This is a genomic window from Pseudoalteromonas sp. NEC-BIFX-2020_015 (genome assembly GCF_012952265.1).
Lineage (GTDB): Bacteria > Pseudomonadota > Gammaproteobacteria > Enterobacterales > Alteromonadaceae > Pseudoalteromonas > Pseudoalteromonas neustonica.
In genome coordinates this window covers 77,826-91,556 of record NZ_JABCJL010000015.1, presented here as the reverse complement: position 1 = coordinate 91,556, position 13,731 = coordinate 77,826, and the positions used below count along the sequence as shown (strand labels likewise).

At 43.1% G+C, this 13,731-nt stretch carries 11 protein-coding genes; 10 read left to right on the top strand and 1 reads right to left on the bottom strand.

Features of this window, described 5'->3' with window-relative positions; all coding sequences use genetic code 11:
- The first annotated feature begins 27 nt into the window (after positions 1-27).
- From HH219_RS12750 to HH219_RS12740, 3 genes are all read left to right on the top strand, one after another.
- Positions 28-339 (top strand): helix-turn-helix transcriptional regulator, encoded by a 312-nt coding sequence (locus HH219_RS12750; protein WP_169327674.1) that lies wholly within the window; start codon positions 28-30, stop codon positions 337-339.
- Positions 340-398: 59 nt separating this feature from the next.
- On the top strand, positions 399-902 hold the full coding sequence (locus HH219_RS12745) for a GNAT family N-acetyltransferase (RefSeq protein ID WP_169327673.1): 504 nt from the start codon (positions 399-401) through the stop codon (positions 900-902).
- Positions 903-1,036: 134 nt separating this feature from the next.
- The gene (locus tag HH219_RS12740) at positions 1,037-1,576 is read left to right on the top strand and encodes a hypothetical protein (RefSeq protein ID WP_054452293.1); all 540 of its coding nucleotides are present in this window, start codon (positions 1,037-1,039) and stop codon (positions 1,574-1,576) included.
- Positions 1,577-1,715: 139 nt separating this feature from the next.
- Here the strand turns inward: HH219_RS12740 and HH219_RS12735 are convergent, their stop codons facing one another.
- Complete coding sequence (locus tag HH219_RS12735; RefSeq protein WP_169327672.1) at positions 1,716-4,673, bottom strand: TonB-dependent receptor; 2,958 nt, start codon at positions 4,671-4,673, stop codon at positions 1,716-1,718.
- Positions 4,674-4,889: 216 nt separating this feature from the next.
- Here HH219_RS12735 and HH219_RS12730 point away from each other — a divergent pair, with 216 nt between their 5' ends.
- From HH219_RS12730 to HH219_RS12700, 7 genes are all read left to right on the top strand, one after another.
- Positions 4,890-6,122 carry an amino acid deaminase gene (locus HH219_RS12730; protein ID WP_169327671.1) on the top strand — a complete coding sequence of 411 codons (1,233 nt, stop codon included), beginning with the start codon at positions 4,890-4,892 and terminating at the stop codon, positions 6,120-6,122.
- Positions 6,123-6,134: 12 nt separating this feature from the next.
- The gene (locus tag HH219_RS12725) at positions 6,135-6,986 is read left to right on the top strand and encodes a MurR/RpiR family transcriptional regulator (RefSeq protein ID WP_054204114.1); all 852 of its coding nucleotides are present in this window, start codon (positions 6,135-6,137) and stop codon (positions 6,984-6,986) included.
- On the top strand, positions 6,986-8,455 hold the full coding sequence (locus HH219_RS12720; protein WP_211842127.1) for a D-aminoacylase: 1,470 nt from the start codon (positions 6,986-6,988) through the stop codon (positions 8,453-8,455). The genes HH219_RS12725 and HH219_RS12720 overlap by 1 nt, the downstream gene beginning before the upstream one ends.
- Positions 8,448-8,831: a RidA family protein gene (locus HH219_RS12715; protein WP_054452287.1), complete on the top strand. Its 384-nt coding sequence runs from the start codon at positions 8,448-8,450 to the stop codon at positions 8,829-8,831. Before HH219_RS12720 ends, HH219_RS12715 begins: the two co-directional genes overlap by 8 nt.
- Positions 8,832-8,997: 166 nt before the next feature.
- The gene (locus HH219_RS12710) at positions 8,998-10,446 is read left to right on the top strand and encodes a sodium:solute symporter family protein (protein WP_169327670.1); all 1,449 of its coding nucleotides are present in this window, start codon (positions 8,998-9,000) and stop codon (positions 10,444-10,446) included.
- Complete coding sequence (locus HH219_RS12705; RefSeq protein ID WP_169327669.1) at positions 10,439-11,395, top strand: sugar kinase; 957 nt, start codon at positions 10,439-10,441, stop codon at positions 11,393-11,395. The genes HH219_RS12710 and HH219_RS12705 overlap by 8 nt, the downstream gene beginning before the upstream one ends.
- Positions 11,388-13,706, top strand: a complete 2,319-nt coding sequence (locus tag HH219_RS12700; protein ID WP_169327668.1) for a family 20 glycosylhydrolase — start codon at positions 11,388-11,390, stop codon at positions 13,704-13,706. Before HH219_RS12705 ends, HH219_RS12700 begins: the two co-directional genes overlap by 8 nt.
- Positions 13,707-13,731: the final 25 nt, after the last annotated feature.

The window sequence follows — 13,731 nt, the reverse complement described above, 5'->3', positions numbered from 1 at the left end:
TATAAGTTAAGCAATAAGGTTGTTAAGATGAATCTTGAATACTCAAATATCTTTGATGCAATAACCGAAGATAAAGCAGAAGCCTCTGAATTACAGACGCGCTCAGATCTGATGATTGTTATTCGTGACATTATCAATGCTAAGAATTGGTCACAGACCGATGCAGCGATTCAATTAGGGCTAACCCAACCTCGCGTAAGTGATCTGGTTAATGGCCGAATTGATAAATTCAGCATTGATAAGTTAATGACTTGTTTGTATCGAATTGGTTTTCGCTTTAAACCGTCCTTTGCAGATGATCAGTTAACAATGGCCGTTGAAGCCGTTACAACTAACTAATGATTGGAATATATTCAAAGGGTAGGTTTGCGCTAGCCTAACAACATAATGGGAATGATGTGGCATTTATTTTTGAAACTCAAAGACTTAGTGTACGTGAAATCACGCCAAGTGATGCTGAGGATTTAGCATTTGTGCTTGCGGATCCGCTGGTAATGAAACACTCAACAGTGGGTGTGCATTCTGAACTGCAAATAAATGATTTTATAAAAAACTGCCAGCAGCAGTATAGAATAAACGGCTATGGTCATTGGATTATTTATAACAATTTCAATGAATTTGTTGGTGTGTGCGGGCTAAATAAGCATCAAGTAGGTGACAAAGAGCTTGTACACATTAATTATCGGCTGGCCACTTCGCAGCAAGGTAAAGGCTATGCAGTTGAGTCGACGCAAGGGGTACTATCTTTTGCCAAGGATACACTTGCGCTAAGCTGGGTATATGCGCTGATTGAGCCTGACAACGTGAACTCGGTTAAAGTGGTTAATCGAGCTGGATTTACATTTATTGAGTCCTCTGTGTTTCGAGGGTTTGATATAGATATATACCAGCATTCATTATAAGTTTGTGTAGGTGAGCTTTACGCCGCGCATGTGGCTTATTGAGGCATGTTGATGTCGTGATTAAAGCAAACAAAGCGTGCGAAGTTAGTGCGTTAAAGGAATGTTATTAAATTTTAAAAGGAGTTATATAACCAATGGCGTACTTTAAAACCCCTCAATTTTTGCATGAGGTATTTGGTGAAAAGCAATCGATGCTAGAGGTGAGTTGCACTGTATTATTTGCGCTGGTAGGAAGTTGGCTTGTTTATTTTGTTGCGGACATCAAGCTCGACAATTGGCAGGTAATCTTAGCGTTTATATTAATCGCTGATGTATTAGCGGGCTGTATTGCTAATTTTAGCCTTGGCACGAATGCGTTTTATGCAAAACGCCCGAAAAACCGGCTTATCTTTATTGCCATTCATGTTCATATAGTAGCAATTGCATGGTTACTTTCGCAGCCAATGGATATTGCGCTGATTATTTGGACATATACGATAGTGACAGCATGTGTTGTAAATGCATTACACGGTAAATCGATACAGGGTTTTATTGCTGCAAACTTAATGTGCTACGGGATTTTTTTGCTAATTTACTTATCTCTTCCTACGTGGTTTTTAATGGTTAGTGTATTTTTTATGATTAAAGTATTGTTTAGTTTTGCTGTTGATCATTATAGGCAATCAACTCAGTAAGCTTGTTAAAAAACCAGTACAACTTTATAGGCTGTACTGGTTTGGTATTTGGCAAAAAGCTTATTTAAATAACTGTGCTAAGTCTTTCATCTCCTGGGCAGAAGTATACCAAATTTGGTGCTATCAAATTGACTTACAATTAAAAGCGAGTACGAATACCAAAGGTTATACGGCGCTCAAAGATATTTTGAGTGATCACATGATCTGACCACTGCGCATAAATATCTTCCTTCTCTTCAGTTGAGTTGCTCACCGACGTATAAATACTCATATCTTCGGCAAATTCATAGCCGGCATACATATCAAAGTACAAAGTGCTGTCGGTCCAAAATGGCATTACTCCCTCTCCCATCGGCGAGCTTAGGCTATCTAAACGGTCGCTACGGTAGTTAGCCGCGAGGCGTAGTTGTAATGGGCCTTTTTCGTACCAAAGTACCGCATTGGCTGATTTCTCTGAATTATCTTGAATCGGTAAGCTTTCGCCATAAACATCCACATTTGCACTGTCACTTGGCGCATAGGTAAAGTTAACTGACGTCCCTAAGCCATCAAATGGTGCAGGTAAAAAATCAAACGCTTGTTGGTAAACCACTTCAATGCCTTTGATATTTCCGCCTTTGCCGTTTATTTCTGTGCTTACGGGCACTTCTCGGCGCACCACGCCATCAATATCGGGCAGGCCTTGCATTACTATACCGCTTTGAATGAAGGACTCCATATCCATTAAAAAGGCTGAAATACTCAGTAAGCCGCTGTCGTTAAAATACCACTCGGCCGATAAGTTGTAATTTGTTGCGCGCCACGGTTCTAAATCAGGGTTACCATTTTGACGACCCTGTACAGCCACTAATAAATCAGGGCTAACACCAAGCTCTGCGGCTAGTACATCGCCTGCACGGGTACGACCAACACTAATACCACCAGCAAGCTTACCAATATCTAAAGTGGTCATGGTTTTACCGTAACCGGCACGTAAAATAACCTCTTTGGTGAGGTTTAAGTTAAAGTTCATTGATGGTAAAAAGTCTGAGTAATCTCTGCTTAACCATTTTTCACCGATTTTTTCACTGGCGGTACATAATGAGCAAGGGCGTGCTGAGCCTAACTGGTTTTGCAGCATGTCGAGTTCGGTTTTAATGTATTGCGCGCCGATATTAGCGGTGTAACTTAAATCCCCTAATTCGCCGGCAAAGTTCGCTTTAAAGTAGGCGGTTTGGGTTTGCTCTTTTACTTGATAGGTACGTGAGGGATTAGCTAAACGTTTGTTACCCGGATAAATGGCATTTTGAAATGCCATTGGGTCGTCCATCACTTTTGGGTCGATTAAGTAAAAACTGTGCCCACTACCACCTGGGCCTAAACCATTTACTTGGTTTACCCAACCGGCAGGCATATCGCTAAAGAAGTTGGTTTTACCTATCGTTAAATCACCACCTGCTACGCTGTTTTCGCCATCACCGTTAGTATCACCCAAAGATGCGCCTGAATCCTTCCACATCACATCGGCAGTAATATCCCCAGTGGTAAATGGTGCAACTAAAATATAGGTTTCGCGCTCTACATCACGTTTTGATGCGCGCAGGCCAAAATCAACGTTCTGTAGATGATCTGTCTCAAAGGCATAATGACCATCAATACGGGCAACATCAAGGGTCGCTTCTTCTTCAAAGTTATTTTCAGAGTAAGTTGAGACCAGATTATATTGGTTTATGTCGTTGCCAAACCCTTCGTCAAAGCCAAGCGTGAGGTATTCGCCACTGCGAGAAAAACTTACATCCACTTCATCAGGGCCGTAACCATTGGGGTTAACAGGCGTAATGCCATCACCGTGATTTTTTAATAAACCATGTTGTGCACCAGAGGTTAAAAAGCCATGGGCGACGTTTTCTGTATGGCTGCGCTCTGCTGAACCATGAATATACTTAAACTCGCCAGATAATGGGCCATCACCTTGGTATTCGAATAAAAAACTGGCGTTGGTTGATTCGCGATCGTTCGTTAAACTTTCAGAGTAGGCACTAACACGGCGTACTTTTAAGTTTGTATCGTTAACAGTGTATATTTGCCCACCTTTACCATTATCTAGACGTGGGATGAAATTATCTGAGTAAGCCCAGATATCTCCTCGCGCGCTATCAACCATCACCCCTTGTTTACGGTCGGCGTCATCCATTTTTGTATAAAATAAATCACCGGTGAATGTCAGTGAATCAGCTATTTGATATTGAATGGTGGTGTTTAAGCCAAGGCGATCACGCTCGGTTTCACGGTCCATTACGCCATAAAATCGCTGGCTGTAAAAACTGTCATTAAAATCACCATCACCGTTAAAGTCTCTGTCAGTTGTAAGGTCTGTGCGCGTTTCACCTCGCACTTCTGATGAGTTTAAAATAGTGCCGTTGCGGTAGTTTGCTAAGGTGCTTTCGTCGTAAGCGGCAGTGACAATAATGCCAAATATATCGTTGTTGTAACCAGCAAAGGCGACGAATTTAGGATCTGTTTGCTCCGATAAGCTCCCACGTGTTGCTTCCCCAGTCAATGACAATGTACTGCCTTGGTCAAGATCGAATGGGCGGCGTGTTTTTAAATCTAAAGTACCAGAAATGCCACCAGCTAAAGTGTCGGCTTGTGGCGATTTAAGCACATCTATACCGGATAAGAGTGCGGCTGGAATATCAGTAAAATCAGGTTGTAGCTGTGTGATAGAGCCAGCACTTAAAAATTGTTCGCCATTGAGCAATGAGGTAACTTGGGGCATACCACGTACGTTAATGGTTGAACCTTCACCTGCTGAGCGGCGAATTTGCACCCCCGGGATCCGTTGCAGGGTATCGGCAATAGTGACATCGGGTAATTTACCGATATCTTCAGCGGTGATAGAGTCCATTACCCCAGTACTAAAACGCTTGTTGTTAATATCTTGTTTTTTACTGGCGGCAATGCCCCGTACTTCAATGGTTTCTATGTCGTCACTTGCTGTTTGGGCTTGATCAGCGGCAAAAGCGCCAAAGCTGGCGTATCCACAAATGATAGCGGCGACTGCTTTCGCTGTTAAGCTCTTATTGAGAGTAGGCTGGCGACGGTTTTTAATGCTCATGTTGATGTACCTCATCCTGTATATTTAGACGTTAATTATTATTCTCTGTTAATTTGTAACACATGTTGACTCTTTGCTTGTTATTAATTAACATTACTTTCAAGCAAAATGCAATAACAATTACATTAACATTTGATAATTTTTTGATTTTTAATGTAACGTTGCTATCTAAGGTAATGATTTAAAATAAGAGTTTTATTTATAGGAAAGTTAGTCATGCAACACGCCGCAAAAATTTATACTGTGAATAAAGGCTTAGGCACTAACGATGCGCTCATACAAGGTGATTGCAATGTTGCTAAGCAACAAGTGAGCCTCCCTTGTGCATGTATTTACCAAACACGCTTGGATAACAACATTGCGTGGATGGCAAAGTTTGCCAAACAAAGTCAGATGGCGTTTTCACCCCATGGTAAAACAACGATGGCACCGGGCATTTTTAAAAAGCAGCTCAGTGCCGGCGCATATGCGATTACGGTCGCCACTGTGCATCAAGCGGTTGTAGCAGCGCAGGCCGGTGCTAAGCGTATTATTATGGCAAATCAGTTGGTCGGCAAAGCTAACTGTCAGCACTTAGCAAACTTATTGCACAGTGCTGAAATTGATTTTTACTGCTTAGTTGATGATGTTGATAACGTGACGTCACTGGCTGAGTTTTTTTGCGAGCAAGGTGTAACACTCAAACTGTTAATTGAATTGGGTGTGCCCGGTGGGCGTTGTGGTGTTGTTGATAGTAAAAAACTACAGCAGTTGGCTAAACATATTAGTCAGTTTCCATCATTACAGCTTGCGGGTATTGAAGTGTATGAAGGCGTACTAAATACTCAAAGCCAAGTTGCAGCGTTTTTAAGTGATGCTGTTGCGCAGTGTAAAGAGTTGATTGCCGATAATGCATTTGCTACCGATCAAGTGATGATCACCGCCGGCGGCTCTGCATGGTACGACTTAGTCTGTGATGCCTTTGCCCCTGCCAATATGCTTGAAAATATGGTGCCGGTGATCCGTCCTGGCTGTTATGTGGCTCATGATCAGGGAATTTATGATGCTGCCCAACAGCAGGTTTTAGCGCGTAATCCATTAGCGTGTAATATTGGCAGTGATTTACAGTCATGCTTAGAAGTTTGGGCGTATGTGCAATCAATACCTGAACCTGGGCGTGCAATTATAGGAATGGGCAAGCGCGATGTAGCGTTTGATGCTGGGTTGCCCATTGCCAATTTACATATTGATCAACACGGTGTTGTTACTAAAGCGGGTGCTGATTGGAAAGTTGAAAAAATAATGGACCAGCATGCCATGCTCCGTGTTGAACAAAATAGCAATTTAAAAGTCGGTGATATTATTGCATTTGGGACTTCGCATCCTTGCCTTACATTTGATAAATGGCGTTATATTAATGTCATAGACGATAACTATAACGTTATTGATATCTTTGACACGTATTTTTAGGAGAATAAGTAATTGGATATTGTTTCGCGAATTAAAGAGCGTTTAGGTCATTTACGCCAATCAGAACAGCTTGTTGCACAATTAATTTTAGCCGATCTGCAATATGCAGCATCCGCAAGTATAAGTGATTTAGCACAGCGCGCTAAAGTGAGCCATGCATCAATTACTCGTTTAGCTAAAGCATTAGGTTGCGATAATGTACGTGATATGAAACTCCAGCTTGCGCAATCACTGGCAGTAGGTGAGCGCTTTATTAGTGAAAGCAGCTCAGTACGTGAAGATATTCCGGCCATTTATCAAGCAATACACGATATTTTAGATATTAATGCCGGGCTTATTGAGCAATCGCTGGTGGAAGAAGCCGCACGTTGTATTGCGGGGAGCCGACATACTTTAATTTTTGGCGTTGGCGGCGGCAGCTCGGTGGTCGCACAAGAGTGCCACAACCGGTTGTTTCGCCTTGATGTACTAAGCAATGCCTATAGCGATCCGGTGATGATGCGCATGACCGCAGCAAGTGTTGATATCAGTGATGTGGTGGTGGTGTTATCGCTTACTGGCTTACCAAATGACCTAATTGACGCGGCAAGTATTGCCAAAGATTACGGTGCTAAAGTGATTGCCATTTGCCCAGACAGTGCCCTTGCTGATATCGCAACGATTCACTTGCCAATAAAAACCAATGAGTCAGATTATATTTTTACGCCAAGTACAGGGCGCTACGCCATGCTTGCGGCCGTAGACATATTGGCCAGTGAAGTGGCTATTTTGACTCAGAAAAAATCTCGAGAAAAACTGCGTCGCATTAAGCATGAATTAGATGAGTACCGTGAAGGACCAGATAGAGCGCCACTAGGAGATTAATGATGCACGATACCTCGCAATCAGTAGATACAATTATTTATCAAGCAAACGTGTTTGATGGATTAGGCAATGATCCCCAGCGCATGGATGTCGCAATACAAGGGCAGTACATTGTTGCTCTGGGCGAGTTATCACAGTGGCAGGCGACGCACAAAATAATGGCCAATGGTTTGTGCCTTGCACCTGGGTTTATAGATGTTCATACCCATGATGACCTTGAGCTGCTAAGAAACCCGAATATGGCCGCAAAAATAAGCCAAGGAGTGACTACAGTGATCACAGGCAATTGTGGGATCAGTGCCGCCCCTGCAAAATTAAACGCCGATGCGCCAGATCCAATGAATTTATTGGGCGAGAAAAGCGAATTTACCTTTGCGCAGATGCGCGATTATATCGATGCATTTAATCGTAAAAAGGCCAATGTGAATGTGGCCGCTTTAGTCGGGCACACTACGCTGCGTAACAATGTTATGACTGATTTACTGCGCCCAGCAACCGCTGATGAAATTACTGCGATGCAATTGCAATTAGATGAAGCCATAGCGCAAGGCGCACTTGGTCTTAGCACGGGCCTTGCCTATCGCAATGCACATTGTGCGCCCGAACAAGAAATATACGCATTTGGCGGTATTTTAAAAAAGCACGATGCGCTTTATACCACCCATTTACGCACCGAATTTGATGCCGTACTTGAAGCAATGGATGAAGCGTTTGCAATGGAGCAAGAGTTTGGTATTAAAGTGATTATTTCCCACTTAAAGTGTGCGGGTAAAAATAATTGGGGGCGTGCCCCTGAACTACTGGCAAAATTTACAGCGCAAGGTGAGCACTCAAAATGCAGTTGTGATGCTTATCCGTATGCAGCCAGCTCCAGCACCTTAGATTTAAACCAGGTGACCGATGACTTTGATATTTTTATTACCTGGTCAGAAGCCCATCCAGAAATGGCAGAGCAATTACTGGCAGATATAGCCAAGCAATGGGGCATGAGTTTGCTTGACGCGGCTAAAAAATTGCAACCTGCGGGCGCGGTATACCACGGTTTAAACGAAGACGATGTAAAAACTATTTTAGCGTTTGATAAAACCATGATTGGCTCTGACGGTTTACCGTGCGACCCGCATCCGCATCCACGGTTATGGGGATCATTCCCACGTGTGCTGGGACATTATAGCCGCGGGGAAGGGATTTTTTCACTGGCAACCGCTGTTCATAAAATGACCGGGCTCAGTGCCGCTAATTATCGGTTGGCAAATCGTGGCGTGATCAAAGTCGGTAACTTTGCCGATTTAGTGCTATTTGATGCCGATGAGGTTATTGATAACGCAACATTTGTCGATTCAGAATTACCGGCCTCAGGTATTCACCAAGTCTGGACTAATGGCCAAACTACATTTAAAGATAAACGAGTTTTACCCGCGTATTCGGGTCAATTTTTAACATCCTTAGGAGCAAGTAAACATGATTAGACGAATTGGTATTGAGGGCGGTAAAGGCACGGGTGGTCAACATTTACCGTTTGCACGTGCAGTAGAGGCGGGTGGTTGGTTAATGGTGTCAGGGCAAACCCCGATGAAAGATGGCGAAGTTGTTGAAGGTGGCATTATTGATCAGTCTCGGTTAGCGATTGAAAATTGCCTCGATATTATGAAAGAAGCAGGTTACGGCCTCGAAGATGTGGTTCACGTTACCGTTATTCTAACCGATTCACGTTATTTTCAGTCGTTTAATAAAGTATTTAAAGCGTATTTTGGTGCTAATCCACCGGCACGTATTTGTGCTGTGGCGGATTTAGTGGTCGACTGTAAAGTTGAAGTGGATGTGACGTGTTATAAAGCACCTTAACTTCTCCTGCCAACATCAAAATTTATACCTAAGAGCATAAAAAATAATAACGGCTCTTAGGTGGCTTAGATATATTAATCAACAGAATAATAACTAACATCAACCTCGTAATTAATAATGATAAGTGCCGTAAGGTACAACGTGGATTGGTGCAGCAGGGTGTCTTATGAAGTGGCAATTATTAATGGCCTTTTTAGGTTACTTAGGTTTTATGATCTGGTTTGGCTGGTGGGTAAGCCGCAATTCTAAAGGGGGAGATGACTTTTTACTGGGTGGACGTAACTTACCGTTTTTTCTTACGTTAGGCACTACCGTTGCCACTATGGTTGGCACCGGCTCGTCAATGGGGGCGGTCGGTTTTGCCTACTTAAATGGCTGGGCAGGGATGATTTACGGCCTTGGCGGCGCGTGTGGCATTTTGCTGCTGGCCAAGTTATTTGCGCCGGTGCGCGAGCATCAATTTATGACCATGAGTGAAGAAGTTTCTTACTATGTTGGAGCCCACCCATTAGTCAAAAATACCATTGCCGTGTTTATTTTTGTCGCCAGTATTGGCTGGTTAGGGGCACATATTCTTGGCGGTGGTATGTATTTAGCGTGGCTGACTGGGCTTTCACCGTTTTCAGCCAAACTGATTATTGCCTTAGGTTTTAGTATTTATGTGGTGATTGGTGGCTATGTTGCAGTGGTATGGACTGACTCGATTCAGGCGTTGATATTATTTGTTGGATTTTTCTTGATGGCGGGAGTCGCGCTGTACGAGATAGGCGGTTTAGCAGAGATGGCAAGTGCGCAGCCAGCTGTTAATCAAAGCTTTTTATCACTCGATAAAATTGGTTACGTACATGGTTTATCATTATTTTTTGCGGTATTGATTGGTGTGTTAGTGGCGCCATCATTTCGCCAGCGAATTTACTCAGGCAAACATGTAAAAAGTATTCGCCAATCGTTTTATTTATCAGGCGGGTTGTATTTAGTGTTTGCTATTGTGCCTGCCATTATTGGCATGGTGGCCTATGCACTTAACCCCGCATTAGAAAATAGCGCCTTTTCGTTCCCGTATATGGCATTTGAATTATTGCCCTTTGGCTTAGCGGCTCTGGTCATTATTGCGGGCCTGTCGGCGACAATTTCCAGTGCCAGCTCTGATGCTATTGCCGCAGTGAGTGTATTAATACGCGACCTTTATAGTTTAGTGTTTAAACGTATGCCCCACGCCAAAGACGTGGTGATGCTGTCGCGTATCGGTTTAGTGATGACCATAGGTATTGCTTTATTATTGGCGCTACTGACTAACGACGTGATTGGTTACATTACCAATATGATCGCTACTTTGATGTCCGGCTTATGTGTCTGTGTGTTATTTGGCCATTTTTGGCCGCGTTTTAATTGGCAAGGCGCGATCACCGCTTTGGTTGTTTCGCTGTGTATATCGCTGGCGATTATCTTAACGCCCAATTGGCTGGCTTATTGGAGTAATCCTATTATTCCAGCTACCCTAGCATCCGCTGCGTTAGCGGCAATAATCACTTTACTCACTCCTGTGCAAACGTGTACATCAGCACAAGCTTTGGCTATTTTACAAGCGCAACGCGAGGAAATGCAGCATGATTAAAATAGCGTTTTTTGGTGAAGCGATGCGCGAGTTATCGCTAAATAATACACTGTGTTTTGGTGGTGATACCTATAACAGTGCGGTGTATTTAAAGCGGTTATTAATGAGTAGCGCTGAGGTATATTTTGCATCGGCAATCGGCAATGATGAATTAAGTAAACAGGCTTACACTCGCTGGCAAAACCAAGGGCTTAATTTACAGTACTTATTTCGCAGTGATGCACGTACTTTAGGCTCATATGGCATTCTTGTTGATGATAGCGGCGAGCGGACCTTTCATTACGACCGTAAAAATAGTGCTGCCAGAGAATATTTTAAACTAGATCAACAGCAGGCTTTTTTAGCGGATCTTGAGGATAAACAATTTGATTACGTGTACTTTTCGGCGATTAGTCTCGCTATTTTGGACGATCAAAGTAGGCAGCTATTTATGGCCGCGATTGCGGTTTATAAAAATGCGGGTGGCAAGGTTATTTTTGACAGCAATTACCGTGCAGTACTTTGGCAAAATAAAGCCAAAGCGCAAAGTAGTTATAAGCAAGCCTACGCGTGTGCCGATATTTTATTGGTCACGGATGATGATCACTTTGGTGTTTTTGGGCTTGTTTCGCATCAGCAACTGGTAAATTTTTATCAAGCATACGCACATACCTTAGTGATTATTAAACAAGGGGTTAACGACACCTTGGTAATACAACAGCAGCTGTTAAGGCGTTACCCCGTGCAGCCTGTAAAACGTATTGTTGATACTACTGGCGCTGGAGATGCGTTTGCCGCAGGGTTTTTGGCTGAATACTTAATATCGCAACAGTGTGATGCTGCGGTTAATACGGCGCAACAACTTGCTGCACAGGTTATTGCTGCAAACGGCGCAATTGTGAGCACAACACTTACAACAGTAACGAGTAATCTACTTAGCACCACCGAACAGGACACTGATTATGAATAAGTTTATTTATTTGATTGGCATAATCATGCTCATCGTAGTGCTGCCCAGAACTGCAAGCGCTCAACCTGCGCTCATGCCAAAGCCTGCAAAGGTAATCATGATGACAGGTAAAACCCAATTAAATGCTGAGCTTGGTGTGCATATTAGTAAACAGCATCAAGCGTTATTAACGCCATTGGTGTTGAATTCAACGTTTGCGCAGCAGTTTACTAAGCTTGATTGGCGTGGTGTTAAAAACGCACAGTTACAAATAAGTATCAGCCAACGCGCTTCAGCTCTGCCTTATTTAGGTATGGATGAAAGCTATAAAATTGTGATTGCAGATAACTCAATTAAACTCAGCAGTCGTAATCAGTATGGCGTTTTACGTGGCCTTGCGAGTTTATCGCAGTTAATGTTTAGTGCCGAAAAGCCCCGCGAACTGACCAATTTAGTTATAACGGATGCGCCTACTTATCCATGGCGTGGTTTATTATTTGATAGTGTGCGCCACTTTTTGCCTATAGAAGACGTAAAACGCACGTTACGTGGCTTGGCCTCAGCAAAATTCAATGTATTTCACTGGCATTTAACTGATGATCAAGGTTGGCGAATAGCGCTAAATAGCTACCCCAAGTTGCATCAACAGGCTTCAGATGGTTTGTATTATAGCCAAGCGCAAATCAAAGACGTGGTTGCGTATGCTGCAATGTTAGGTATTCGTGTGGTGCCAGAGTTTGACGTGCCAGGGCATGCCAGCAGCATTGTAATGGCGTATCCAGAGCTTGGTAGCGGTACAACTTTAACTGAGCTGGAACGACGTTGGGGGGTATTTAAACCGCTACTCGATCCAAGTAATCCTAAGGTATATAAATTTGTTGATGAAATAGTGGCAGAGCTTGCTGGGTTGTTTCCTGATCCGTATTTACATATTGGTGGCGATGAAATTGACGACACAGATTGGCAAGCAAACAGCAAAATACAGGCTTTTATGCGCGAGCAAAAATTGGCTGACAGCCATGCACTACATGCTTATTTTAATCAACGGGTTGCGAAAATATTAGCAAAGTACAATAAAAAAATGATTGGCTGGGATGAAGTACTGCACCCAAGCTTACCTAAAAATACCTTAGTGCAATCATGGCGCGGGCACCATTCACTCGCGGCGATCACCCAAGCAGGCTACGACGGGTTGCTATCGAGTGGTTTTTATATTGATCAACCGCAGTGGAGTAGCTATCACTATCGCAACCACCCGCAGCAACCGGTTAAGCCCAGCGTAACGGCAAACGCTGTGATAGGACATGTTGATTTTACGCTAACACGTTTAAAAGGCAGTGTGGTAACGGGCGACATTACCGTATTTGAAAGTGACGATGATCATGCAGGCATACACGCAATTGTAAACATTGTTGGTAAAGGGGCATTTATTACCGATAACGTGACTAAAACGGCAGATAACTATCAGCTGTTAATCGACACTTGGCTTGGCCCTACGCAACTGACCTTTAATTTATCAAATACTGCTAGTATCTCTGCATATGTGGGCAACACGCCTTATGCGTTTACCAGTCATGGCGCAGATAAGGTATCGCTTATACAGTTAAACCAGCAGTTAATACATGAGCAGCAACGGGTTAAATCAGGCAATGTACTCGGTGGTGAAGCGACAATTTGGGCTGAACTGATCACCACTGATAATCTAGATTCACGCATTTGGCCAAGGCTTTATGCCATAGGTGAGCGTTTCTGGTCACCTGCGAGTGTAATAGATGAGCGCGATATGTATAACAGGCTTGATGTTATGAACCGTTATGCGATTGAAAAAATTGGTTTACAACATCAGCAACAATTTATTCAGCGTTTAAAGCAATTACCAATTAGTTCAAAAGACGATCTTAATGCACTCGTTACTTTTAGCCAGCTGATCGAACCTGCGCACTATTATACTTTGCATCATTTAGCGTTTTTACGTGATGAATATCATCAATTAGCGCCACTGGATAAACTTGTGGATGTACTGCCCGTAGAGAGCCTGACGTTAAAACAATTTGACTATGCGGTGGATGACTATCAGCAATCGTGTGACGATCAGCAATTATTGTTACTACACAGCAAACTACTAAAGTGGCAACAATTACTAGAACGCGAGCAGCCGCTGTTTTTAGCGGTTCAACAATGGCAAGCAAGTTACTCGGCAATACTCCTTGCACTCAAGCAACACGATAAGCTGACTAAGCAGCATTTAGTGAAAAATAACAACGGCACTATTCCCCAAGTTATCGCATCAATTAACCGTTTAAAGAAAGCACGCTTAGGGTGTGGGCAATAGGGACTTAATGAGGAATAGGTTACGT